The organism is Sorangium sp. So ce295 (assembly GCF_051527405.1).
Classification (GTDB): domain Bacteria; phylum Myxococcota_A; class Polyangia; order Polyangiales; family Polyangiaceae; genus Sorangium; species Sorangium cellulosum_B.
This window is the reverse complement of the sequence record NZ_CP150324.1, coordinates 3,080,957-3,104,099: the sequence shown is the minus strand read 5'-3', so window position 1 is coordinate 3,104,099 and position 23,143 is coordinate 3,080,957. Positions and strand designations below refer to the sequence as shown.

General features: G+C 70.6%; 20 protein-coding genes. 11 read left to right on the top strand and 9 right to left on the bottom strand.

Annotation, left to right across the window (positions count from 1 at the left end; genetic code table 11):
- Nucleotides 1-177: 177 nt before the first annotated feature.
- The 3 genes from WMF11_RS12000 to WMF11_RS11990 form a co-directional block, all read right to left on the bottom strand.
- Nucleotides 178-1,545: a hypothetical protein gene (locus WMF11_RS12000; protein ID WP_437977555.1), complete on the bottom strand. Its 1,368-nt coding sequence runs from the start codon at nt 1,543-1,545 to the stop codon at nt 178-180.
- Entirely contained in the window at nt 1,542-1,883 is a 342-nt protein-coding gene (locus tag WMF11_RS11995) for a hypothetical protein (protein WP_437977554.1), read from the bottom strand. Before WMF11_RS11995 ends, WMF11_RS12000 begins: the two co-directional genes overlap by 4 nt.
- Nucleotides 1,884-2,370: 487 nt before the next feature.
- Nucleotides 2,371-3,573, bottom strand: a complete 1,203-nt coding sequence (locus WMF11_RS11990) for a hypothetical protein (RefSeq protein WP_437977553.1) — start codon at nt 3,571-3,573, stop codon at nt 2,371-2,373.
- Nucleotides 3,574-4,263: 690 nt separating this feature from the next.
- On the opposite strand from WMF11_RS11990, the gene WMF11_RS11985 reads away from it, so the two are divergent.
- The 3 genes from WMF11_RS11985 to WMF11_RS11975 all read left to right on the top strand — a co-directional run bounded on the left by WMF11_RS11985 (nt 4,264) and on the right by WMF11_RS11975 (nt 6,807).
- Nucleotides 4,264-4,707 (top strand): hypothetical protein, encoded by a 444-nt coding sequence (locus WMF11_RS11985; protein ID WP_437977552.1) that lies wholly within the window; start codon nt 4,264-4,266, stop codon nt 4,705-4,707.
- 437 nt (nt 4,708-5,144) lie between these two features.
- Complete coding sequence (locus WMF11_RS11980) at nt 5,145-5,414, top strand: hypothetical protein (protein WP_437977551.1); 270 nt, start codon at nt 5,145-5,147, stop codon at nt 5,412-5,414.
- A gap of 124 nt (nt 5,415-5,538) precedes the next feature.
- Nucleotides 5,539-6,807 (top strand): hypothetical protein, encoded by a 1,269-nt coding sequence (locus WMF11_RS11975; protein ID WP_437977550.1) that lies wholly within the window; start codon nt 5,539-5,541, stop codon nt 6,805-6,807.
- Between the two features lie 89 nt (nt 6,808-6,896).
- Here the strand turns inward: WMF11_RS11975 and WMF11_RS11970 are convergent, their stop codons facing one another.
- Nucleotides 6,897-7,988 (bottom strand): SDR family oxidoreductase, encoded by a 1,092-nt coding sequence (locus WMF11_RS11970; RefSeq protein ID WP_437977549.1) that lies wholly within the window; start codon nt 7,986-7,988, stop codon nt 6,897-6,899.
- Nucleotides 7,989-8,047: 59 nt separating this feature from the next.
- Here WMF11_RS11970 and WMF11_RS11965 point away from each other — a divergent pair, with 59 nt between their 5' ends.
- Entirely contained in the window at nt 8,048-9,001 is a 954-nt protein-coding gene (locus tag WMF11_RS11965; RefSeq protein WP_437977548.1) for a LysR family transcriptional regulator, read from the top strand.
- Between the two features lie 88 nt (nt 9,002-9,089).
- Here WMF11_RS11965 and WMF11_RS11960 read toward each other — a convergent pair whose 3' ends face one another.
- Nucleotides 9,090-9,674 carry a malonic semialdehyde reductase gene (locus WMF11_RS11960; protein ID WP_437551946.1) on the bottom strand — a complete coding sequence of 195 codons (585 nt, stop codon included), beginning with the start codon at nt 9,672-9,674 and terminating at the stop codon, nt 9,090-9,092.
- Nucleotides 9,675-9,879: 205 nt separating this feature from the next.
- On the opposite strand from WMF11_RS11960, the gene WMF11_RS11955 reads away from it, so the two are divergent.
- Nucleotides 9,880-10,866 carry a LysR family transcriptional regulator gene (locus WMF11_RS11955; RefSeq protein ID WP_437977547.1) on the top strand — a complete coding sequence of 329 codons (987 nt, stop codon included), beginning with the start codon at nt 9,880-9,882 and terminating at the stop codon, nt 10,864-10,866.
- A gap of 96 nt (nt 10,867-10,962) precedes the next feature.
- Here the strand turns inward: WMF11_RS11955 and WMF11_RS11950 are convergent, their stop codons facing one another.
- Together WMF11_RS11950 and WMF11_RS11945 are read right to left on the bottom strand one after the other, a co-directional pair.
- On the bottom strand, nt 10,963-12,495 hold the full coding sequence (locus tag WMF11_RS11950; protein WP_437977546.1) for a hypothetical protein: 1,533 nt from the start codon (nt 12,493-12,495) through the stop codon (nt 10,963-10,965).
- A 102-nt stretch (nt 12,496-12,597) separates the two neighbouring features.
- Nucleotides 12,598-12,765: a hypothetical protein gene (locus WMF11_RS11945; protein WP_437977545.1), complete on the bottom strand. Its 168-nt coding sequence runs from the start codon at nt 12,763-12,765 to the stop codon at nt 12,598-12,600.
- Between the two features lie 205 nt (nt 12,766-12,970).
- On the opposite strand from WMF11_RS11945, the gene WMF11_RS11940 reads away from it, so the two are divergent.
- The 3 genes from WMF11_RS11940 to WMF11_RS11930 are packed head-to-tail and all read left to right on the top strand — an operon-like array spanning nt 12,971 to nt 16,955.
- Nucleotides 12,971-13,801 carry an efflux RND transporter periplasmic adaptor subunit gene (locus tag WMF11_RS11940; protein WP_437977544.1) on the top strand — a complete coding sequence of 277 codons (831 nt, stop codon included), beginning with the start codon at nt 12,971-12,973 and terminating at the stop codon, nt 13,799-13,801.
- Nucleotides 13,798-14,742 carry an efflux RND transporter periplasmic adaptor subunit gene (locus WMF11_RS11935; protein ID WP_437977543.1) on the top strand — a complete coding sequence of 315 codons (945 nt, stop codon included), beginning with the start codon at nt 13,798-13,800 and terminating at the stop codon, nt 14,740-14,742. The genes WMF11_RS11940 and WMF11_RS11935 overlap by 4 nt, the downstream gene beginning before the upstream one ends.
- Nucleotides 14,739-16,955 carry a peptidase domain-containing ABC transporter gene (locus WMF11_RS11930; protein ID WP_437977542.1) on the top strand — a complete coding sequence of 739 codons (2,217 nt, stop codon included), beginning with the start codon at nt 14,739-14,741 and terminating at the stop codon, nt 16,953-16,955. The genes WMF11_RS11935 and WMF11_RS11930 overlap by 4 nt, the downstream gene beginning before the upstream one ends.
- A 434-nt stretch (nt 16,956-17,389) precedes the next feature.
- On the opposite strand, the gene WMF11_RS11925 is transcribed toward WMF11_RS11930, so the two are convergent.
- Nucleotides 17,390-18,118 carry a hypothetical protein gene (locus WMF11_RS11925; RefSeq protein ID WP_437977541.1) on the bottom strand — a complete coding sequence of 243 codons (729 nt, stop codon included), beginning with the start codon at nt 18,116-18,118 and terminating at the stop codon, nt 17,390-17,392.
- Between the two features lie 705 nt (nt 18,119-18,823).
- On the bottom strand, nt 18,824-19,765 hold the full coding sequence (locus WMF11_RS11920; RefSeq protein WP_437977540.1) for a hypothetical protein: 942 nt from the start codon (nt 19,763-19,765) through the stop codon (nt 18,824-18,826).
- A gap of 527 nt (nt 19,766-20,292) precedes the next feature.
- Here WMF11_RS11920 and hflX point away from each other — a divergent pair.
- The 3 genes from hflX (at nt 20,293) to WMF11_RS11905 (ending at nt 23,143) form a co-directional block, all read left to right on the top strand.
- The gene (hflX, locus tag WMF11_RS11915) at nt 20,293-21,630 is read left to right on the top strand and encodes a GTPase HflX (RefSeq protein ID WP_437977539.1); all 1,338 of its coding nucleotides are present in this window, start codon (nt 20,293-20,295) and stop codon (nt 21,628-21,630) included.
- A gap of 356 nt (nt 21,631-21,986) precedes the next feature.
- Nucleotides 21,987-22,355 (top strand): DUF705 domain-containing protein, encoded by a 369-nt coding sequence (locus WMF11_RS11910; protein ID WP_437908527.1) that lies wholly within the window; start codon nt 21,987-21,989, stop codon nt 22,353-22,355.
- Between the two features lie 188 nt (nt 22,356-22,543).
- Nucleotides 22,544-23,143 (top strand): Uma2 family endonuclease, encoded by a 600-nt coding sequence (locus WMF11_RS11905; protein WP_437977538.1) that lies wholly within the window; start codon nt 22,544-22,546, stop codon nt 23,141-23,143.

The following is a 23,143-nucleotide window of genomic DNA, read 5'->3' as shown; positions in this document are numbered from 1 at the left end:
CTGGCGTCAGTACCGGAGGGGCGAGCAGGATGGCGCCGATGGCAGCAGGCCGCATTGACGAGGTGCCCGGATAGGACGGATGACGCGGCTTCGCCGGGATCCCGGGCGATCGAGGCCGACCGCGAGCTCGCACACCGCGAGCTCGCGCTCTCCGCCGTAGAAGTCGATGGATGACGATCAGAACGCGAGCTTGTCGAGCATGTCGGGCGTTGCGCCGACGAAGATGAACGGAGTGAAGGCGAGCGTGCCCCGCTCAAGACCGTTCGCTGGATCGTCCCTGAGCACGTTCGACAGGTTCATCCCGACGCCGAACCGCGCCACGACAGGTCCCGCGTCCGGGGACAGATACCCGGTGAGGCGCAGGTTGAGGATCGGGGTTTGCCCGATGTCCTCAACGGCGATGCGCGCCTCCACGCCCGGAGCGGCGGCATCGATGGTCTGCTGCGGCTGAAAGACCATGGCGAGGCGTGCGTACCCCGCGGCCTTGGCATCCTCGTCTATGTTCTTCGCGAACAGCACGGAGGCGCATGACTTCGCGCTAACGTCGGTGTCGGTGCTCGGCAGCGCCACACAGCGGTCGACCTTCGAGGCCGAGAAGCCTCTCGAGATGTCGACCCCGGCGCGCAGGTTGAACGCCAGCGAGCCCTGGAGGTACACCGTCCCGCTCGGCCCGAACTGCACGTCGTACTTGGTCACATCCCTCGGCGGCGCGGCGAGATCGCTTTCATACAAGGAAGCCTGATCGAAGGACCCTGAGACGTCGAGGCCGTACGCGGTGAGCGGGCCTGAATCTGCGGGGATCACGTTGATCGAGAGGTCGCGTCGATTCCGGTTCACGATCGCCTGGTACCGCTTCCACTCGGGCCTGTCCGGGTGAGCCTTCCCCCACGCCTCGACAGCGGTCGTCGTGCAGGCCGGGATCTCGAGTACCGGCGCTGGCGCGGCTCCTTCCTTTTCGAGTGCCGCCTTGACGGCCTCGGTGATGGTCTGCTTCGAGGCGGTGAGCGCCTCCTGCACCGCGTCGCGAACGGCCACTCGGTCGAGCGGCTCGGCGGGGGCCGCGCCGGCCGCCGGCGTCGCGGGCGGCGGCGTCGGCTCCGCGGCTGCGGCGGGGCCTGTGGTGGCCGGGGCCGCGACCGGAGCCGTGGCGGCGGCCGCGGAAGGCGCGCCGTTGACCTCCTCGCAGAAGTGGAGATCGGCCAGCTGGCGCTCGGCATCGGTCAAATTCATCAGCTTGTGGGTCGAGTCGTACCCGATGTGAAGCTCCGCCCGGAAGCCGCTCGCGAGCTGTCCTTTCCTCAGAAACGCCGCTGTCCTCGTGTCTTCATCGAGCGGCGCCGAGGTCTCCAGCGAGAGGCGCACGCCGCTCTCGAACAGCGTGCTGTAGCCGAGGATGCCGCGCTTCTCCTTGGTCGAGATAAGGAAGGATGCCTTGGTGGTGGGCAGCACGGTGAGTGAATCCGCCTTCGGATCCTCGGCGCGGGCGGTCGCGGCGTGCCCCGTCACGGCGAGCCCGGCGAGCAGGGCGATGGGTGCTCGCTTCATCGCGCGAGCCTCCCGACCAGCGTCTCGCGCGCGTGGCCGACGATCCCGCTCGCCTTGTACACGCTGTGATCCTCGGGCTTGTCCGAGGACACGACCAGGCTCCACTCGTCGCCGGACGACGCGACGAAGGTGACGCGGAACGCGATGCCGTTCGTGTCGTTCGCGGCGAGCACCTTCGTGGCGGTGAACGTCCATGTGTTGGCGTCTCGCTCGACCCGGAGCTCCTCGTCGTCCTCGAGCGTCTCGCTCCGATTCGCGTCTACCCAGATTCGAGCCGCGGGCTCGACCACGCCGCGGTGCTTGTCCATCTTGAACGTGAATTTGATCTTGGCTCCCATATCATGCCCCTCGAAGCTCCGGCGCGGCCGTCGCGCAGATGCGCGTGCAGAGCGCCTCCAGCTCGTCGGGGCGCTCTGCACGGCGCATGCCGGAGCCGGCTCGGCGATCGCGTTGAGGGGCGCGGTCGACCGCGGCAGGACACGCGAGAGGCGCGACGCGAGCGTTGCGTGTGCGTGCACCACTTGCGCGGAGCTTGTCAGCAGGGTCCATGCAAACGACAGGACGTAGAGCGCGACACGCCGCGATGTGCTCGCGGGACGATTCCGCGGGGGCGAACCGTCGCGATTCGTCGCATCCCCGGTGATTTGGAGAAGGCGTGACGACGGATCGCACCCCCTCGGGAGGCATGGGCCCAACGCGGGTCCAACGGCCAAGCCCCGGCCTGGGGAGTTCGCGCCCGTCGATCCGTCGCCGCGAGCCGCCTTGGTCGCCGGCATCCTGAGATTTGTTGTGAACAGAGATGTCCATGGCTCGCCTCCTCGGGCCTCAACGGGCCGGGCTGGTATGCTGGCCTTTAAAGGGCAGCGCGCGTCGGTGCGCTTCGAGCCGGCCTGTCAGCGGATCTCTCGCGAGCTGATCGAGGAACGATTGCACCTGGAAGGCGCTCTCGAGGCCGAGCAGCCTGGCGAGGGCCTCGACCTGGTCCGCCGGCATGGGGGGCTCGACGTGGGCGCGCGCCAGGCGCCTCAGCTCGGTGGCGCCGCGCACGAAGAGCTGATCGCGACAGCGCTTCGTGACCTCTGGTCCGACGCGCGCGAGGAGCAGCGCCTGATCCTGCCAGTCACAGAGCTGATGCAGGACGAACGGCGTCGAGAGGAACAGCCTGGGGATCGAGTGGAAGGCGAGCGCCTCCACCGAGTCGACGCCCTCCTCCTGGAGCCGCTGGATGGCCTGCTCGTTCAGCCCCTGGATCTGCCGGAGATCCTCGCCAGGCGCCTGCGCCGGCGGCGGCAGTCCAAACGCGCGGCTGATCCGCTCGCTGACGGCGGTCGCCGCGTGCTCCCCGACAATCGCGATGCTCGCCCCCGCGAGCACCCAGAAATACCAGGGCTGACGGGGGCCGGGAGCGCCGATGTCCACGTGGAGCAGGACCGCGAGGAGGATCGCTCGGGTAACGATGATCACGAAACGGCGCGTGGCCCAGGCGAACATCCTTGCGCTCACGTCGCGGCGGGCCAGACGGAAGACGGCTTGACCGGCGTCGCCGAGGAAGCAGATGACGGCCGCGGTGGTCGCCGCGAGCGCGACGGCGCCGATCGCGTCGAGCGAGCCGTCGTAGCGGAGGAGCGGCGCGCGACCGAGGAGGAGGACGGCCCCGAGCGCGACGGCCAGCGTGGCGAACAGGCCATAGAAGTTCATCTGGAGCGCGATGTTGTCGTTCCGACGAGCCATCTGATCGCACTCGTACTTCCAGAGCTGCTTTGCCTCGGAGGCGTGCTGGTCCGGTACGTCGCCGCCGTCGCTCGTGGCCTGCGGGACCTGGAAACGCTCGCGGTCCTTCAGCGACTCGCTCGCCCGGGTCTGGACCCAGTACATGAGCGCTGCCGGCAGCGCGCAGCCGATCGCCAGCGCGAGCGCGGCGAGCCACAGCAGGTACTGCTGGTCGCGCTCGGCGAGCCGCGGGAACGAAAGCGGCAGCTCGTACAGACTCCGCAGCAGTACGAGGACGAGGAGGATCGCCGGCCCCACGATCGCTGGCCTGAGCGTGCCGGGGTGCTCGGACGCGTCAAGGGTCCCTCGCGCAGTTCGGCGGCTGCGCCTCCCTTGATGCGCCCTGCGCGTCCCGGCCGGCCAGGTCGCGCGGGCGATCGGCGGACGGAGCCTCGGCTGGGGCTCCGGGCACCGGATGGCCGATGACCATCGAGCCCGTGAACGACCCATCGTCCTGCCTGAGTGGTGTCCTTTGCGGCACGGCCAGGCTTCTTGTCCTTGCGCTCCTGGATAGGCCCGAGGCTGGACGGAGACCCCGGTGGCGTAGGTAGAGAGGCAGAAGGCCGTGTCGAAGGCCCCTTTGCGCGCGGCCTCGACGCATGCGCTGGACGTGGCAGTTGGGGAGAGACGGCGCTTCATGCAGCGCTTACGGAGGACTGAGGCCGCTGGCCGCGATGGTCGTGTTTTCTTGTGTTTCAAATTACATAATAGCGGTCTGGGCCGATGGGCGTTCGATTTTTCTCCCCCGCGTATTTTTCAGCGATGAGTTTCCTCGGGCAGCGGGGTCTATGGGGTACAGCCGGTCGCGATCATGACGCCGGCTGTCGCCGGGGACGGCGGCGGCGCTCGGGGCATGCGGCCTTCGTCGCCGCCGCGACCGGGAAGAGCGGTTCGAGCCGCCGGATGAGACGCTGCACGAGCTGTCACGAAGGGAGAAGGAATATGGTCATGAAGCGCGTCTTGATCGCGATGTGCCTGATCGTCGCTGCATGTGGGGGTGAGGAGGACGACGCGCCCGTCGCGTGGGAGGACATGAGCTTCGATCAGCGCTTCGCGTTCATGGAGGATGTCGTCCTGCCGGAGATGAAGGAGACCTTCGTCGCGTTCGACGCGAAGTTCGAGGGAATGACGTGCGTGACCTGTCACGGCAGCGGCGCGGCCGACGGGACCTTCGCGATGCCGAGCCCCGACCTCCCCCCGCTCCCCGCCACCGAGGAGGCGTTCGCCGAGTACGTGAAGGATCCGGAGACCGAGCGGTGGGGCACATGGATGTTCGAGACGGTCATGCCTCGGATGGCCGATGTGCTGCAGATCGCCGCGTACGACCCGATGACCAACACCGGCGACTTCTCGTGCAATGGCTGCCACACGCTTGAGGGCGTCGAGCAGTGAAACCGCCGGGCACGCCGCCGGCGGAGATGCAAACGTAGCGGATGGGTGGGTCTCGACGTCGAGCGTGAAAGGTGAAAGGCTCCGGCGGCTACAGCTCAATGCGCTCGGCAGGCAGATGCTCGGGCAGCTTTTGCCGTCCCTGCGGGCGGATGTGACGCTCCTTGTCCCCGCCTCCGGATGAGCTGCCCGGCGCTGCGCCATCGCCCTACGGCGGAGGGCGCCCCGCTCGGCCACACCGGAGCCGCCCTCGGCGTCGAAACAGGCGGAAACCATAAAAATTGCTACTGTTTCCGACGACCGCTCGTCATCGATCGGTGTTTCTGGCGGGTTTCTGACGCGCGGAATCAGCGCAGGCGCAACTGCACCGCCAGCATCCCCGTGACGCCGCCCTTCGGCAGCGCCACCTCGGGCTTCGGGTGGACGCGGAGGTCGGTCCGATGGATCCGCACGAACGCCTCGGCACCTTTCGCAAGCGCTACGGCCGCGAGCGCGCGTCGTTCTTCGCCGGCTTTCACGGCGCGGTCCGCTATCGGGAGACGGTCATCGAGGTGGGGCAGCCCGTGCTCGTCGCGGGCACCGCCGCCGCCTCGATCGGGCTCGACGCGAACGACGAGCGGGACGGCGATCGCGCGTCGCCGCGGCCGATCGAGCTCCGGCCCGGGGACGAGCCGCTCTACATCGGCGACGGCCGACGACCGGACGCGTGATCCCCTGTGCCGGGGGGCAAGCGCGGCGGCGTGCGCAGGCGACGCCCCTCTCGCCGCGATGCTGCATGGCGACGCCATGGCGAACCTGCGGACGTGAGGCACGAGGTCCGGTAGGATGAAAGTGATGCATCTTCGCCAAGGCCTTCCCACGCTGCACGCCGCAGTCACTGCGCTTGTCTTCTCCGTCTCCTCCGCGAGCGCCGGCGCGGCCCCGCTCACGGAGGGGAACCTGCTCGTATCGCAGGACAACATGATCATCGAGTGCACCACGGCAGGTGACGTGGTTCAAACGTTCGCGGTGCCCTACGGCGGCGGCGGCGCGCGGCCGGGAACCGAGTGGGTCCGCGATCTCGTGGTGGACGCGACCGGGCTGGTCCACACCTATGATGGGACGTTCGATCCGTTCCTGAGCATCCTCGACCCCGTGGGCGCGACCTGGTCCGCATTGACCGCCCCGGAGTGGAGCACGGCCAACAATGTCTCCTACGGCGGAATCGCCACCTTCCGCGGCTACACCTTCGTCACCAACATGTCGACGGCGGGGGATCCCGCAACAGGGGTCGTCCGGTTCGAGCTGGCCACCGGGACCGCAACCAGCTTCGCGAGCGGGAGCGCACCCATCGATCTGACGCTCGGGCTGGACGGCCTGCTGTACGTCCTCGCGGGGGAGCGCAGGGTCGAGGTCTATGCGCCGTCCACGCTCATGCGCGTGCGGACCTTCGACCTGGCCTTCCCCTGCCGCGGGATCGCCGTCAATGCCACCGGAGACGTCTTCGGCGCCTCCTGGGACGGGAGCATTTATCATTTCGATCCGGAGGGGGCGCTGGTGGCCAGCATCATCGCGGACCTCGGGAGCCTCTCGGATCTCGATCTCAACGATGACGGGAAGATCGTCGTGGGCAGCCGATTCAGCGGTGTCATTCAGACCGACGAGACGCTGAGCAGCGTGACCACGTTCTCCTTGGGGCGCTCGCAGACGTTCGTGACGTTTGTCAAAAGCAGCGACGGAGGCGCGGGCGGCGACGGCGGCGCGGGCGGCGACGGCGGCGCGGGAGGCGACGGCGGCGCGGGCGGCGACGGCGGCGGCGACGGCGGCGCGGGCGGCGGCGGCGGCGACGGCGGCGCGGGCGGCGACGGCGGCGCGGGAGGCGACGGCGGCGCCGGAGGACTGGATGGCGCTGGTGGTGAGGGCATGGGCGGCTCCGCCGGCCAGGGATCAGGCGGTGAGACGAGCGCATCCAGCGACGGTGCCGGTGCCGGCGGCGCTGGCACGCCCGAGGAGGACGGTGGGTGCGAATGCTCGATGCCGGGTGGCCAGGCACCTGGGCGCCCAGGTCTACTCCTCATGACGGCCGCGGGCGGACTCGCCTTCAGGCGACGCAAGCGCGCTTGATCGGCGTCCCGAGCGCGGGCGCGCTCGGCGTTGTTGAGGCGGCCGGGCGCGAGCGGCGCCGAGACGCCGGCGGCGGCCCCGATCGCGGATCAGGCGACGGAGGAAGCCGGCCGGCGGTCGGGCGCATTCGCGGGTGTGGCGCCGAAGCGCGTCGCCACCAGGTAGTCGCACCAGCGCTCCACGCTGGTGTGGAACGGCGGCATCACCAGACCGACCGCGCGGGCGTGGGTTTCGGCCGCGCTCGTGTCATACGCATCCTCGGCGAGGAACGACAGGCTCTCTCGCTTCACCCCGGTGAGCGCCTCCGGCAGCAGGCGCACCAGGCCGAGGGGCAGCATCCACGCCGGGGGGCTGCGCCTCAGGTGGGCGGCGATGCCGCGGACCAGCGCGGGCAGGCGCGGAGTCGCCTGGTCGAGGACGCACAGGTCCTGTTCCGCGGTCTCCAGGCGCTCGGGCACGCTCGCGAGGAAGCGCGCCAGGTAGTCGACCGTCACCAGCGGCAGGAAGGTGCGCTCGCTGCCGACAAGGGCCGGCAGGCGGCCCCGCCAGAGCTGCTCGACCATCTCGCCGACGCCCGTGAGCTGCGTGGTCTCGCCGGTGCGCGAGTCGCCGATGACGCTGCTCGGATGCACGGCCGTCCAGCGCAGCCCGCGCTCGGCCGCGAAGCGGCGTACGGCGAGGAACGACTCGTGCTTCGACCCCTCGTACGCGCCGTGCTGGCGGTAGAGCCGGTCCCGCGCTCGCTCGGTCAGCACGCTCTCCGCGCCCGGCCGGGCGCTCGCGTGCATCATGCGGTAGCCGCCGAGGTAGACGAAGCGCCGCAGGTGGGGCCGCCCGAGCGCCCACTCGGCCGCGTGCAGCGAGCCCTCGACATTGCAGCGCCGCGCCTCCTGCACGCCGAGCCCGAAGGCGAAGCGCGCCGCCAGGTGATAGACGTCGCGCACCTGCTCGAAGCGCTCCGACAGACCGAGCGACGCCGCCTCGACATCGCCCTCGACCACCAGGAGCCGCCGCGAATCGCCGCCGTGCGCGTCGACGAACGCGGAAAGCTCGGCGGCCCGCTGCCGCGCCCGGCGCACCGGCGCCGCCACGGCCTTCGTCCGGGTCAGCTCGGCCAACAGCCAGCGCCCGATGAACCCCGTACCCCCCGTCACCATGACCTCGACATCGCACGCTCTCATAGGCGCCCAGCATGCGCCGCTGGACCCATGAGGAAAATGGGATGTATCTCATGCCAGGCATGAGCGAGATCGATGTCCGGAGCATCAACCTGAACCTCCTCCCCGCCCTCGAGGCGCTGCTCGTCGAGGGCAGCGTCAGCGCCGCGGCGCGCCGCGCCCACGTCAGCCAGTCGGCGATGAGCCACTCCCTCGCGCGGCTGCGCGAGCTCTTCGGCGATCCCCTCCTCGTCCCGCTAGGCCGCGGTCTCACCCCCACGCCGCGCGCGCAGAAGCTCCGCGCGGCCCTGCCCGCCGCCTTCGAGCAGCTCCGCCGCGCCCTCGCTTCCCCCGAGCCCTTCGATCCGCGCACCTCGGCGCGCACCTTCCGCGTCGCCACCGTCGACTACTTCGAGCTCACGACGCTGCCCGACGTGCTCGACCACCTGGGCGAACACGCCCCCTTCGTCCGCCTGGAGATCGAGCGCTTCTCCCCTGACGTCACCCCCGCGCTGGTCCTCGGCGACATCGATCTGGCCCTGTTCGGCGCCTCGCAGCCGGTGCCGGCCGCCGGCCTCCGCCGCGCCCCGCTCTACCAGGATCCCTTCGCCGTCATGGCCCGTAAAGGCCACCCGGCGATCAAGCGCCGCCTCGATCTCGACACCTATGTCGCCCTCGGCCACGTCCTCGTCAGCGTCGAGGGCCACCGCGACGGCGCCGTCGACCGCGCCCTGGCCCGCCTCGGCAAGACCAGGCGCGTGGCCCTGCGCCTGCCTCACTTCATGTCCGCGCCCCTCGCCGTGCGCAGCTCCGACCTCCTCTGCACGATCCCGAGCAGCGTCGCCCACCGCGCCCGCGAGCTCTTCGGGCTTCGGGTGTTCGCGCCCCCCTTCGAGCTGCCCGCCGCCCAGGTCGTCGCCGTGTGGTCGCAGCGCCACGACGACGACCCGGCGCAGCGCTGGTTCCGCGACCTCTTCTTCTCGGGCCGCGCCCTCTCGCCGCGCCTGCGGGCCCTGGTCCGGAGGGGCGCGGCTTGATCCGGGGATGTGCCGGCCTCCGTCTGCTTGAATGCGCCGAGCTCCGCGTGAAGGACCTCGACCCCGAGCGCCGCGAGATCCTCGGCGACTACGCGATACGGCAGGCCTCTTCGAAATCGAGGCGGGGGTTGCGCGGGTAGAGCTTCGCCGGGTCGCCGTGGCCCAGGTTGATGAGGAGGATCGATCTCCACGGCACGTCGGCGAAGAACGCCGCGTCGACCTTCTCCCGGTCGAAGCCGCCCATCGGCCCGCAGTCGAGCCCGAGCGCGCGGGCCGCGAGGATCAGGTAGCCGGCCTGGAGCGAGGCGTTCTGGAGGAGAAAGAAGTCGCGCTGCTCCGGCGGCATCCCGGCGAGGGCCTCGCCCATCGTCGGGCGCGCCGGGAAGAGCTTCGGCATCTTCTCGTGAAAGCGCGTGTCGTAGGCGATGATCGCGGTGACGGGCGCGCTCATGGTCTTCTCGACGTTGCCCTCCGCGAGGCAGGGGCGCAGGCGCTCCTTGGCCTCAGGGCTCTTCACGAAGACGAGCCGCGCCGGCACGCTGTTGGCCGCCGTCGGGCCGAGGCGCAGGGCCTCGTAGAGGCGGTGCAGGGTCGCGTCGTCGATGGACTCGGCGAGCCAGCCATTGTGCGTGCGGGCTTCGAGGAGGACTTGCTGGAGGAGTTGGTCGCTCATGATGCTCTCTCGGTGGTACGTGGGTGAGGTGAGGCGAGTCGTGCCGTGAGATCCCGCCTCAGGTCGCGAGCGCGTGCTCGCCGACGCCGGCTGATCCAGTAGCCGATGGTGCGTGCCTTGTCGTTCATGAGCGAACATTCTGAGGCCTGGACACGCCTGCAACAATGCATCAACAATTGGAAGCACCTGCCAGGATTTGATCCAGATGGACGAACCCCTCGAGACCTCCGAGCTCCTCGCCTTCTCGAAGACCGTGGAGGCCGGATCCCTGTCCCGCGCCGCCGCCGAGCTCGGCGTCCCTCGCGCCACCATCAGCCGCCGCCTCGCGCGGCTGGAGGAGCGGCTCGGCGTGCGCTTGCTCCGCCGGACGACGCGCAGCCTCGCCCCCACCGACGCGGGCGAGGCGCTCTACCGCCACGCCCGCGTCGTGCTCGACGCCGTCCATCACGCCGAGGCGAGCGTGCGCAAGGCCGACGGCGCCGTGCGCGGCGAGCTGCGCGTCTCGGTGCCGCCGATGGTGGACACGAGCTTCAGCGCGATGCTCTGCGATTTTGCGCGGCGCTACCCCGATGTCCGCCTGCACGTCCACAGCACGACCCAGCACGTCGACCTCCAGCGCGGCGGCTACGACGTCGCGCTCCGCGCGAGCAGCGCGCTCGAGCCCGGCCTCGTCGCCCGGACGCTGGCGCGCATGCCGCTCCTCGCGGTCGCCTCGCCCGCGTACCTCGAGGCCCGCGGCACGCCGCGCACGCGCCGTGATCTGCGGAGCCACCGCTGCATGATGGGCTTCGCCCGGGGGGAGCTGCCGCAGACGCACTGGCCGTCCTCCGGCGGCAAGTTCCAGGTCGAGGGCGCGCTCTTCACGAACGACCTCCTCCTGCTCTGCGACGCCGCGCTCCAGGGCCTCGGCATCGCGCTCTTGCCGCAGCAGGTCGTGCGCCCTCACCTCGAGAGCGGCGCCCTCCTGCACGTGCTGCCAGGCGCGATCCAGGCGGACTCGCACATCGCGGTGGTCTACGTGGAGCGGGAGTTCATGCCGCCGCAGCTCCGCGCCTTCATCGACGCGGTGATGGCGTGGGGAGGGGAGAACCTCCTCCCGCGAGCGGACGCGCCGAAGCCGAAGCGGGCGGCGAAGGGCGGCCCGCGCCCGCGCTCGAGAGCGCCCGGCGGCGCCCGGCGCGCCTCCAAATAGCCTCGCCCCGCAGGCTGTGGAGGGAACGCGGTCCTTCGATATAGCCCCTCCGGACGCGGCCATTGGGATGGGCGCTCGGGTGGCTCCCCCTCGCTGTCATCGCGCGGCGAACTCGGCGAAGAGCGCGCGAACGTCGCCGCCGGAGCCGTCGAGCAGCTCGCGGACGAGCGCCGCAGCCTTTCCCCAGCCTGCGCGCGCGGGGGCGCCCGCCCCGGTGAACGCTGGCCGGAGCTGCGCCGTCACCCACGCGCGCGTCGCCCACAACCGCGCCGCCGGAGGGAGGTTTTCTTCGGGAACGCGAGGCCGGACAGGCGGCTCCTCGCCGAGCGCCGCGAGCACCTCCCGCGCCTTCGCCACGTCCCGCACCGTGATGGCGTCCACGAGTCGAGCGACGGAGGGCGGCGGAGCTCCCCGTGCGGCGAGCTCATTCCGGAGGCTCGCGGCCTCTCGGTCGTACAGATCGAGCAGAAGGTGGGCATCGGAGTCCTCCGGCGCAGGGCATGGATCGAACGCGTCCAGGGTCTGCCTCAGCCATGCGACGAACCTCTTCCCTGCAGCGCCGAGCTCGCCCTCGTGCCGCTCGAGCTCGCGGCCGAGGAAGCGGGCCCTGTCGAACGAGCGCCGCGCCTCGAGCACGGGATCGAGGCCGCCGAGCGGGCCGAATGCGCCCTCGAGCTCCGCGGCGCGCTGCTCCACGGCGCGGAAGAAGAGCGCCAGCGCCGTGTAGACGTGCATGACCGTGAGGCACCGGTGCACGCGCCAGTCATGCAACCCGTCCGGCTCGATCCGGTGCCAGGCGGGGCGGATGATCGGAGAGCTGTCGACTCGGTAGCCTGGCCGCAGCATCGAGTGCGTCTGCTCGATGTCCATAAACTTCAGGTGCAAGGACTCGTGAAGAAGGTATTCGGCAACCGACCAGGCCGTCTTCAGGGTTCGCGGAGAAAGACAGATGACCCCGAAGATGCCAGGAGCCGTCATCGAGGAGAAACCGGCCGACCAAGGCACGGAGGACTGCAGCGCATCGGCCACCACGACCCAGTGGGTATGCGCGAGCGCGCTGCGCGCGAGCCGCGGCAGGAGCGCTTCGAGGAGCCTCACGCCGTCCCGCAGGGCGAGCTGCTCCCGCTCGGTAGGCTCCTTGGGCACGACGTCCGTACGTGCGCTCTCCCAGAGCGCGGTGAAGCTCCGAGTCATGCTCGTGTCCTCGAGCTTCCCGCCGTGAATCCAGCCATGGTGATGCGCCTCGCCGAGCCGCCTGGCGCCGCGGTCGGCAGCGCCGAACGGCGTGTCGCCCCGCTGCACGGCGAGGAACGGGAGGGCGTCGCGGAACACCGCATCGAGATCGTCTGCGCGAGGATGTTCGATATCGAGCTTGTAGTGAGCGAGCGCGCCGTGGACGGCGCCGCGGACCGCCGCGTCGCCGAGCACGCGGTACCGGCGCTCCAGGCTCGCGCCGCGGACGGCGTCGAGCAGCGCCCCGGCCGACGGGACCTGCTCCTTCAACATCTCGATCCGGCGCTCGAGATGGCGCCACGTGCACCGATGGATATAGTCGCAATCACCGAAGGGGCGGCTCTCGGCCAGCGTTCCCTCGATGTCCTCCAGCGACACTGGGTTGTCCTTCTGCATGGGCAATCTCCTGAGTGCGATGTGCCGTTCGACCAGCAGGGTCGTTCCAGCTCCCGGCGCCGCCAGGCCCGGGAGAGCCTGGCGGCGCCGGGATACCGCGTTTCACCGGGGTTTGAAGCCGTAGAAGCTAAAATAGCATTTGGCGCATGTCGGCGGCCGCGCCCCGCCGGCCACGACGTCGAGATCGTCGAGCTCGAGCTGGAGCTCCACGACGTCCTCTTCAGCTTCCATCACAGCCTCTTCGGCCGCTCCAATCGACTTGTCCATCATGGTTGTTCCCTTTCTGCCGGGTCACCTCGACCCGGCGGCGGCGCCCCTAGCGAGCCGTGTGCCAGCGATCGAAGCTCGCGCCGCGCGCCGCAGATCCCCGTATTCGCAGGGCCCAGCAGGCCGGCTTACACCCGCGGGCGCTCTGGCCGGCCGAGCGCGGCGTCATCCGTGAACGTGAGCAACCCGTTGCGCAATTGAGCAACTCATGAGCTCAGCGCCCTCCACGACTGGCGCTCTCCAGCGCGCGCACGCCGGCACATGCGTTGCAGCCCCGGCCACGATGCTCTGGCCCTACAGGAAACAGCAGCTCGTCATCGCCGGCGCTGCCCTCTCGGTCCCGCTCGCCGGCGCGCTCGCCCTGGCCGGCCTGCGCGCGCCGGACGTCGCAGCCCTCCAGCCGCATCTCGGCGCCTTCCGCGCAGCGGCCCTGCCGGCCACCCCGGCCAGCACCGTATCTCCCAGGGATACCAGCGAGAGGCCGCGGCTCGCTCATCGCGGCTTCGTCGGCGTCCTCCTCTCGCATCGATCGGTCAACCTCGCCGCGCGCAACGACGGACGCCTCCGCGCCGTGCACGTGCGCCTCGGCGATCGGGTCGCCGCCGGGGATCTCCTCGCGACCCTCGATCTCCGGACCCTCCGCTCCGACACCGCCGTCGCCGCAGCGGCCCTCCGGGGCGCGGAGGCAGACGCGGAGATCCGCGCCCCCTTCGCCGGCCGGGTCGTGGCCCGCTACGCCGAGCCGGGCGAGAGCGTCAACACCACGATGCCCATCCTGCGGCTCATCAGCGACGACGGGCTGCTCGTCCGCTTCGCCGTCCCGGAGGAGCACCGGGGCGAGGTGGACGAGGGCGCCAGCGTCCGCGTCCGCGCCGGCGGCCTCGAGCTCCGCGGCACCGTCGAGACGATGGCTCCGGAGATCGACGCCCTGTCGCGGGCCCTCGTGGTCGAGGCGCGCATCGAGCCCGGCGACGCGCCGCGCGAGCTGCTCGTGGCCGGCGAGATGACGCGCGTCTGGCCAGCCGAGGACGCGCCGTGAGCCGCGCCGCCAGGATCTTCCGCCCCGAGGCGCTCGAGTTCATCGCGGCCGGCAGGAGCGCCGAGGGCGAGGTGCTCGCCCTCGCCTCCCCCTGGACCGGCTGGGCGTACTGGCTCGTGCTGCTCGCCTTCGCCGCCGCGCTCCTGCTCTGCGCCGCCGCCCAGGTCCACCAGATCGCGAGCGGGCCCGCCGTCGTCCAGATCGCCGGCCGGAGCGATGTGACCGCCGCCGTGGCCGGCTCGGTGAGCGCGATCGAGGTCCGCGCCGGACAGCGCGTCGAGGCAGGACAGCCGCTCGTCCGCCTCGAGGCCGCGCGCGAGTCGGCCGAGCTCGACCGTCTCCAGCGCGAGCTCGACCTCCAGCTCGTCAAGCTGCTCCGCGACCCGGCCGACCAGGCCGCCCGGCAGGCGTTCGCGTCGCTGCGCCCGGAGCGAGAGCTCGCCGCCGTGAAGCTCGAGGAGAAGACGATCCGCGCGCCGCACGCGGGGCGCGCCGGCGATCTCCGCATCCGCAGCGGACAGCGCCTCGAGGCGGGGGATGTGGTGCTCACGCTGCTCGGGGACGACGCGCGCGGCTCGGTCGTGGCCATGCTGCCGGGCCAGTACCGCCCGCAGCTCCGCCCGGGGATGCCGCTCCGCTTCGAGGTGACCGGGTACAGCTACGCCTACCTCGATCTCGAGATTGCGTCCGTGGGCACCGAGCTCATCGGCCCGGGCGAGGTGCGCCGGTCGCTGCGCCAGCCCATCGCCGATACGGTGAAGACCGACGGCCCCGTCGTGCTCGTCGAGGCGTGCCTCCCCTCCGGCAGCTTCCGTGTAGACCGGCGGTCGCTCGACTTCTATCCAGGGATGAGCGGCGTCGCCGAGGCGAAGGTGCGCTCCGAGAGCCTCCTCGTCGCGCTGATCCCCGGGCTCCGCCTGCTCGACGGAGGCGGCCGATGAGCACTGCCGGCGACGCCGGCGGGCTCGTGGCCCGGCTGCCGGCCTTCAAGCGGCTCCGGATGACCGCGCGACCCAGGCGGATCCCGTTCGTGCAGCAGCTGACCGACACCGAGTGCGGTGTGGCCTGCCTCGCGATGGTGCTCGCCTATCTCGGAAAGAGCGTGGCCCGCGACGATGTGCGAGGGGTCCTCGCGGCCGGGCGCGACGGCACGACCGCGCGGAAGATCGTCCAGGCCGCGCAGCACTTCGGGCTCCGCGCCCGCGCGGTGAAGCTGAAGCTCGAGGCGCTCGCGCACCTCGCCCCGGGGGCGATCCTGCACTGGGACTTCAACCACTTCGTCGTGTTCGAGCGGCTCGTCGGGCGCGGGGTGGACATCGTGGATCCCGCGGTGGGCGGCCGCCGGGTGCCGCTCGAGGAGGTGAGCCGCCTCTTCACCGGCGTCGCGCTCGTCTTCGAGCCTTCGGAGCGGTTCGAGCCGGGCGCCGCGGCGAAGGGCCGCCGCCCGGTCCACCAGGTGCTCCTCGCCTCCGGCAGCTGGGCGCGCATCTTCACCACCTCCTTTTTCCTCCAGCTGCTCGCGCTCGCCTTTCCCCTGCTCACCGGCGCCGTCGTCGACCGCGTCGTGCCCCGGGCCGATCGCCACCTGCTGCTCGTCGTATCCGCCGGGCTGGCCTCGATCGTTTGCTTTCATTTCCTCGCGTCGATGGTCCGCTCGCACCTGCTCCTGAAGCTCCGCGCGGTCTTCGACGCAAGGATGACCGCGAGCTTCCTCGACCACCTCATCTCGCTCCCCTACGCCTTCTTTCAGCGAAGATCTGCGGGCGATCTCATGATGCGGTTGAACAGCAACACGACCATCCGCGAGATCCTCACCGCCGGCGTCCTCTCGGCGCTGCTCGATGGAGCGATGGTCCTCCTGTACCTGGTCCTCTTGCTCCTGGTGAGCGCCACGCTGGGCGCCGTCGTGATCGCGCTCGGCGCGCTCCAGATCGCGGCCGTGCTGCTGGTGCGCCCGAAGCAGAAGGAGATCAACGCCACCTTGCTCACGAAGCAGGCGCGCCTCCAGGGCTATCAGATCGAGATGCTCGCGGGGATGGAGACGCTCAAGGGCATGGGATGCGAGCAGCGGGCCGAGGTCCACTGGTCGGACCTCTTCGTCGAGGTCCTCAACACCTCGTTGCGGAGCGGCCGGCTCAGCGCCCTGTCCGAGTCGGTGAGCGCCACGGTGAGCATGGGCGCGCCGCTCATCGTCCTTTTGATCGGCGCCAGCCAGGTCCTGAGCGGCGCGCTCTCGCTCGGATCGATGCTGGCCCTCAACACCTTCGCCGTCGGCCTGCTCAACCCGCTGTCGAGCCTCGTCGCCACCGCCGCACAACTCCAGCTCCTGGATGGCTACGCTGAGCGCATCGACGAGGTGATCCGGGCGCCGGTCGAGCAGGAGCCGACCGCCGCGCGCGCGCCACACCAGCTCCGCGGCGCCATCGAGCTCGATCGGGTGTCGTTCCGCTACGGGCCGCTCGAGCCGCTCGTCGTCGACGACGTCTCGGTGCGCGTGGCCCCCGGCCAGCTCGTCGCCATCGTGGGGCGCTCCGGGTCGGGCAAATCGACGCTGGCGAGCCTCCTCCTGGGCCTCTACGTGCCCTCCTCGGGCCGGGTCCTCTACGACGGCGCCAACCTGCGCGAGCTCGAGCTGCGCTCGGTCCGGCGGCAGCTCGGCATCGTCTCCCAGCGCCCTTATCTGTTCGGCACCTCGATCAGGGACAACATCGCCTTCTCCGATCCGGACCTGCCCTTCGAGGCGGTCCAGCGCGCGGCGGAGCGGGCGCAGATCCACGACGAGATCGCGGAGATGCCGATGGGTTACGAGACGCTCCTGCTCGACGGGGGCGGGTCGCTCTCCGGCGGTCAGCGGCAGCGCGTCGCGCTCGCGCGCGCGCTCGTCCGCGAGCCGGCCATCCTGCTGCTCGACGAGGCCACGAGCGCGCTCGACGCAATCACCGAGCGCAAGGTGCAAGAGCAGCTCGCGAGCCTCCGCTGCACGCGCATCGTCATCGCCCATCGGCTGAGCACGATCCGGGACGCGGACGTCATCCTGGTCATGGACCAGGGCAGGCTCGTCGAGCGGGGGACACACGCCGAGCTGCTCGCGCAGCAGGGCCTGTATGCGGAGCTCATCGCGGGCCAGCTCGGGGCGCACGAAGAGGTGATCTGAGCCGCCCGGCCTCCCCAGGGCTCTTTGAGCATGATCAAGGAGCACCCCCGCCGCCCGCTCCCATAGTTCCTCCGTCTGGCGGACATCTCCGGCGGACGGAGGATCCTATGCCCCGATCCATCATCGCTTCTTTCCTCTATGTCGTTGCTCTCGTCGCCTCCCTCGCCGCCCGCGGCTCCGTCTAGCTCGCCCCCTACGACACCTCGGGCGGTATCGGCGGCGGACCCGCCGTCACGGGGACCGGCGGCGGATCTGCCATCACGGGGACCGGCGGCGCCGGTGCCAATGGCGAGGACGCTTCCTCGACCAGCCACGGGTGCGCCAGCCGTCATCGGCGCTGCTCGTCGATGAAGAGGATAGCCCGCGCAAAGCCATTCCGACCTGTCAAGATTTCCCGCCAACGACCGACAGTCCTCCCTACGCATGCTGAGCGTTCATTGACCCTTCTGCGGGTTGGACTTCGGCGGAGCAGCTCCCTGCTGGGGGATTTCGGCTTGGGCTTTGATCCCTGGGGTCTTGTCCTTCAACTTGTCTGCATCTGCATCTGCGTCTGCGTTCGCCCGGGCGGCCTCTGCTCCAATTTTGTCGGCCTCGGCCGTACTCTCTGAGTTCTCGACTCTTGGATTATCACCGTTATCCCTGCTCTCAATCTCCTTGGCTCTCGTGAGAGCTTGGAGTGCGAACGCGTTCGAGTCGCTGCGTGTGCCCAGCCAGTCCGCCTTTGCTGCGACGCATGCGTCGTATGCATCCCTGTCATGGAGTTTCTGGCTAAGAGACATGTCGGCGGCGACCCCCATCCTCGTCCCGGCATCCGCCCGTGCAAACGCTCCGTAGGCCAGCGGCACCAGCGCCACGCCGCCCGTGGTGAGGCTCATCCCTGCAATACGGCCCGTCGTACTACCATCTTCGGCGGAGTTGACGGCTGTCAGGATGGTGCCGGTCGTGATCGCGCCGATCGCGCCAATGGCAAGACCCCAGCCGATGGAGCTCTGTAACGTGGAGAGGTCCTCCCCGCGGTCGGAGAGTTCCTGGCAGAAGCGGTAGCCCGCCATCCGGTCTGGATCGTACACCGGTGTCTGCGGTACGGCGCACGCCGAGAGCATGACGATTGCGGTGGCTCCGGTGACCAGGCTCAACCGGGTATTATTTGATGGATTCATCATGCTTCTCCTATCGGCAAGCTAATCGCAACGGGCGTGCCATCGCTGCTGCTCTGCCATTGCACGTTCCGGCGACCCTGGAGCGCATGCACCGTTTGCGTGGGCGTTGCAGCACGTGCGCACCCGCTGACGTTGCGGATGGAGCTCGATCAGCTCCGCCGTCCTCCCCGCTCCGTCCTCCTGCCGGGTTCGCTTCCTCATCTCCTCGGCGCTGCGCCGTATCCCCGCGTCCTCCGTCGCCGTGTGGATCGCGACGGCGAGGTTGCCCGCGTGGGGGGTGCGGGTGCTGATCGTGGCGGGGCCGCCGCCGCGTTTGGTGACCGCGGCCCCGGTAGAGCGGGTCGGCGATGTGAGGGATCACCGCGGTGGACCGGCGCGCGAGCAGGTTGGCTCGCCGGCTCCGGCGCGGCGTCCGTGGGTCGGTGGCCTTGCCGTCGGGCTCAGCGCAGCAGCGGAGGCTCAGGAAATACTAGTAGAGCCCTCGTCGTGCGTGTCGATCTTCGGGCGGCGCTGGTTGCGAGGTGGATACCGTTGCACTTCGTTGCATCGCGGGAGTACCCGGAGGGGAACGGCTTGAGCTCGGGGCCCTCACAGGCCAGCGTCCACTCCGACTCGGTGCAGATGCGCTCGCCCACGGCGGCGCGCTTGAGTTTTCGGCGACCGCTCGCCATCCGCCGGTTTCTCTGGCGAGGTCTCCGACACGCGGAATCAGCGCAGGCGCAGCTGCACCCCCAGCATCCCCGTGACGCCGCCCTTCGGCAGCGCCGCCTCGGGCTTCGGGCGGACGCGGAGGTCGGTCTGGTGGATCCGCACGAACGCCTCGGCGCTCCCGAAGAGGGCCACGCTGCCCTCGGCCGGCCATACGACGTCGATCGCCGTGCGGGTCCCGAGGGTCCACGCGTGCCCTGTCTCTTCGGGCTTCTTCGGGTCGACCGGGGAGGCGATCACCCAGTCGGCGGCGGCCTCGATCCTCGCCCGGACGAGCGCGTCGAGCGGCACGATGGGCGCGGCGATGCCGCCGCCGCCCCCGAGCGCGAGCCACTGGACGGACAGCCCCGGGGCCGGCTCGCGCAGGGCCGTGGCATAGGACGCCGAGAGCGTCCCGAAGAACCCCGAGCGCCGGTCGAGCGCCGTGGCCATGACCCAGGCGCCGGCGCGGGCGGGGCCCGCGGCGCCGGCGGGGCCGCTATCGAGCCCGTTGCCGACGAGCCCGCCGGCGGCGAGGAACCAGCCCAGCGGGCGCGGCGGCGGCGCGGCGGCGACCGCCGGCTCGATGTCGGCCGCCGCCGCGCCGGTCGGCTCGGGCGGCGCCGGGGCGCCGGCGCGCTCCGACGCCAGGGCCGCGACCAGGAGCCCCGCGGTGCGGTAGCGGTCGGGCAGCGGATCCTCCTCGCGGAACTCGATCTCGCGCGACGACAGCGTGCCTTCCGGGGCGCCGACGGAGGCGACGTCGACCCGCAGGCGGCGGTAGTCCGGGCCGTCCAGCCAGACGACGGCGAGCGCCCGGACCGGGGTCCCGGCGCGCGTCGGGTCGCCGAGCGCGCACCCGCCGCCGCCGGCGGCGCGGGAGCACGCCTCGACGAGGAGCGCCGGGAGCTCGCCATGCACGGCAGGGCCCGACGCGATGTCGACGACGATCGGGGCCGGCACCAAAATCTACCCGGGACCGACGCTACCGAGCGGGAGGGGCGAAGGCAAGCCGGAGGCGGACGCAGCCGGGGTGACCGACCCCACGTCGACGCGCAGGTCGAGGAAGACCCGGCGATCGTCGCGGGTTTGCTCGAGCGCATCCAGGCGGCGATCGAGGAGCTGAAGCGCGACCTCCAGACCAGGACCGGAACGGCGCTGTTCGACTTCATCGTGGAGGACAATCCGAGCTGGTGCGGCGGGCGCGCTCGCCGGTTGTCCCTGGTCACCGGATACGATAGGTTCAGCTCATGGCCACCGCCTCCCTCCGGCTGCGCTGAGCAGGACAGCGCGTCCCACGCCGCGCCCCGCGCGTTCCGCGCAGGCGCGGTGGTCTGCCGCGCTGTCGACCCGTCCCTGAACCCTTGTCGGAGGTCGGGGGCGTGATGCGCGCGCAGACGCGGGGGAGCGCCATCGGGTAGCCCTCGCCGCCATCTGCTCCTGCTCAGCGCTCGACGACCTCCTCGGACGTGTTCGCCGGAGGTCGTGTCATGCCTGCATCGAAGCGCTCAACCCGCGCGTGCCGCAATTCCCCTGTTCACAAGGCGATCGTCATCGCCGTTCAGCTCCCGGAGGCCGCAGAGGCCGATACTCATCGATCGCTCGCCGAGCTCAAGCAGCTGCTGCTCGGCCTCGACATCACCGCCGTCGCGGAGGTCGTCCAGAAGAGGAGCGTGCGCTCGTCCCCAGCGTATCTCGGCGAGGGGAAGCTCCGCGAGCTCGCCGCCCTCACGGGCGGCACAGGCGAGGTCCCGAGGGGACCGGACGCGCGCCGGGCCGACCGCGCGGCGTCCCAGCCGGCGGAGCGCCTCGTCGTCGTCGCCGACGACGAGCTCAGCCCCGGCCAGCTGCGGAACCTGCAGGCGGCGCTCGGCGTCGATGTGCTCGATCGGACCGCCGTCATCCTGCGCGTGTTCGAGTCGAGGGCCCGCACCCGCGAGGCGAGGCTCGAGATCGAGCTCGCCCGGATCGAGTACGAGCTCCCGCGGATCCGCGACGATCACACGCTCGGCGATCGCGAAGGCGGCGGCGGCCGCGCCTCCCGCGGCCACACGAACGTCGAGCTCGCCAAGCAGCGCGCCCGGGACCGGATGGCCGCGGCGCGCAGGGAGCTCGAGCAGCTCAAGGCGAGCGCCGAGCAGCGCCGCCTCGCCCGCGCAGACAGCTTCCGGGTGGCGCTCGTCGGCTACACCAACGCGGGCAAATCGTCGATCATGCGCCAGCTGACGGGCAGCGACGTCCTCGTCGAGGACAGGCCCTTCGCCACGCTCGGCACGACGGTGCGCCAGCTCTCGCCGCCGGCGACGCCGGCCGTGCTCGTCGCCGACACCGTGGGGTTCATCCACCGGCTGCCCCATGCGCTGGTCGCCTCGTTCCACTCGACGCTCTCCGAGGCGCGGGAAGCGTGGCTCCTGCTCCACGTGGTCGACGCCGCCGATCCGGCGTTCCGCTCGCAGATCCGCGTGACGGAGCAGGTCCTCGCGGACATCGGCGCCGCGGAGACGCCGGCGCTGCTCCTGCTCAACAAGGCGGACCGCCTGGGGCGCGAGGAGCGCGACGCGCTCGCCCGCGAGCACCCGGGCGCGCTCCTGATGAGCGCCCTCGATCACCGGGACGGCGACGCGCTCCGGGCGCGGATCGAGACCTTCTTCGCGCAGCACCTCGTCGAGCAGACCGTCTCGATTCCCTACGATCGTCACGGCGTGCTCGCCGAGCTGCGCGATCGGCTCCAGGTGGTCCGGGAGGAGTACGGCGACGCGGTCTCCGTCACGGTCCGCGGCACCCCGGAGGCGCTTGGCAAGCTCGCGGCGCGGCTCTCCGGCGGATGACAGCGCGATCCTGCCAGTCCTGACGAGCGACCCTGGTGAGCTCGAAGCGCTGGGGGCACCTGCCGGGAGGCGGGGAGGTGGGGGATGGGGCTCAGTCCTTCGAACCATCAGGTTGATGGTCTCCACCTCTCGCCTCTCCACCTTGGTCTTGATACATCCCTCGCCTTCCCGTCCCCCTGTGTACTCTCTCGCCTCCCCGCCTCCCCGCCTCCCTGTGTACTCTCTCTCTTGCTCTGCCTCAGACCGCCCTTCGCACGGCCGAAGCCTGGGCCGTTAGACGAGCTCACGCATGTTCTGGCCGTTCCAGGGAAGCACCTTGACGCTCGCGTGCGTCACGGGCTAGACGGAAGGTTGTCATGAACGCAAAACACCTCGTGGCCTATGTCGACGTCGACGATACGCTCGTCCGTTCCTTCGGTTCGAAACGGATCCCGATGCCGGCGGTCGTCGAACACGTGCGCCAGCTCCATGAAGAAGGATTCATGCTGTATTGCTGGAGCACGGGTGGCGCCGACTACGCCGAAAACTCCGCGCGTGAACTTGGCATCGAGCGTTGCTTCATGGGCTTCCTCCCCAAGCCCAACATCCTCATCGACGATCAGGCGCCCGCCGACTGGCGCGGGCTCGTATGCGTGCATCCGAACGAAGCGGTATCGAAGAGCGCCCATGACTACGCCGTCCTCGTCGCCGCCGGCCGAAGCGGAGCGATGCGGTGCTCGACGTGACCGGCGCTCGGCCGCGCTCCTTCGCCGAGTTCGCGCGCGAGCACGCGTCGAGCTGGCTCCCGTAGGACTGCGGCGAGCTTCCCCGGCGAGCTCGTCAGGGGCGGGCACCCTCGCCTTCTGGTCGGTCGCAGTGACGCGTCGGCGACGCCTGTGGTGCCCTCGAGAGCCGCCAGCGCTATCCTGCGGGCATGTCCGGAGCCGCTTCCGCCCGTCGCCTCGCCACCGCGGACGATCTGTTGGCCATCCCCGAGCGCGAGCGTTTCCACGAGGTCATCGGTGGCGAGCTCGTTCGCAAGGCCATGCCGAGCGGCCCGCACGGGCGCGCCCAGCTGCGGATCGGGAGCCGGATCAGCGGACCCTATGACCGGCGGCCCGGCGGCCGCTGGCCCGGAGGCTTATGGTTCGCAACCGAGGTCGAGGTCGAGCTGGAAACCCATGAGGTCTACCGTCCCGATGTGACGGGGTGGCTGCGCGAGCGCTTGCCGGAGCTGCCTCGCGAGGTGCCCATCCGGGTACGGCCGGACTGGGTATGTGAGGTGCTATCGCCGTCGAACAGCCGCAACGATCTGTTCAAGAAGCTTCGAACGTACCAGCGCTGCAAGGTGCCCCACTACTGGATCGTCGACCCCGAGACGGAGACGCTCATGGTCTACCGGTGGACGACAGAGGGATATCTGCTGGTGCTGGCGGCCGAGCGGGAGGATCGGGTCAGGCCCGAGCCTTTCGATGCGATCGTGCTGAAGGTAGGCACGCTGTTCGACGAGGACGAGGAGGAGCGGCAGCGGTGA

Bases quoted from the DNA above. Each gene is read 5' to 3' on its own strand.
- WMF11_RS11960 (WP_437551946.1), bottom strand. From the start codon at position 9,674: ATGAGCGACCAACTCCTCCAGCAAGTCCTCCTCGAAGCCCGCACGCAC.
- WMF11_RS11950 (WP_437977546.1), bottom strand. From the start codon at position 12,495: ATGCAGAAGGACAACCCAGTGTCGCTGGAGGACATCGAGGGAACGCTG.
- WMF11_RS11945 (WP_437977545.1), bottom strand. From the start codon at position 12,765: ATGATGGACAAGTCGATTGGAGCGGCCGAAGAGGCTGTGATGGAAGCT.
- WMF11_RS11910 (WP_437908527.1), top strand. From the start codon at position 21,987: ATGAACGCAAAACACCTCGTGGCCTATGTCGACGTCGACGATACGCTC.
- WMF11_RS11955 (WP_437977547.1), top strand. From the start codon at position 9,880: ATGGACGAACCCCTCGAGACCTCCGAGCTCCTCGCCTTCTCGAAGACC.
- WMF11_RS11940 (WP_437977544.1), top strand. From the start codon at position 12,971: ATGAGCTCAGCGCCCTCCACGACTGGCGCTCTCCAGCGCGCGCACGCC.
- WMF11_RS12000 (WP_437977555.1), bottom strand. From the start codon at position 1,545: ATGAAGCGAGCACCCATCGCCCTGCTCGCCGGGCTCGCCGTGACGGGG.
- WMF11_RS11930 (WP_437977542.1), top strand. From the start codon at position 14,739: ATGAGCACTGCCGGCGACGCCGGCGGGCTCGTGGCCCGGCTGCCGGCC.
- hflX (WP_437977539.1), top strand. From the start codon at position 20,293: ATGCCTGCATCGAAGCGCTCAACCCGCGCGTGCCGCAATTCCCCTGTT.
- WMF11_RS11970 (WP_437977549.1), bottom strand. From the start codon at position 7,988: ATGAGAGCGTGCGATGTCGAGGTCATGGTGACGGGGGGTACGGGGTTC.
- WMF11_RS11925 (WP_437977541.1), bottom strand. From the start codon at position 18,118: ATGATGAATCCATCAAATAATACCCGGTTGAGCCTGGTCACCGGAGCC.
- WMF11_RS11995 (WP_437977554.1), bottom strand. From the start codon at position 1,883: ATGGGAGCCAAGATCAAATTCACGTTCAAGATGGACAAGCACCGCGGC.
- WMF11_RS11905 (WP_437977538.1), top strand. From the start codon at position 22,544: ATGTCCGGAGCCGCTTCCGCCCGTCGCCTCGCCACCGCGGACGATCTG.
- WMF11_RS11975 (WP_437977550.1), top strand. From the start codon at position 5,539: ATGCATCTTCGCCAAGGCCTTCCCACGCTGCACGCCGCAGTCACTGCG.
- WMF11_RS11980 (WP_437977551.1), top strand. From the start codon at position 5,145: ATGGATCCGCACGAACGCCTCGGCACCTTTCGCAAGCGCTACGGCCGC.
- WMF11_RS11985 (WP_437977552.1), top strand. From the start codon at position 4,264: ATGAAGCGCGTCTTGATCGCGATGTGCCTGATCGTCGCTGCATGTGGG.
- WMF11_RS11965 (WP_437977548.1), top strand. From the start codon at position 8,048: ATGAGCGAGATCGATGTCCGGAGCATCAACCTGAACCTCCTCCCCGCC.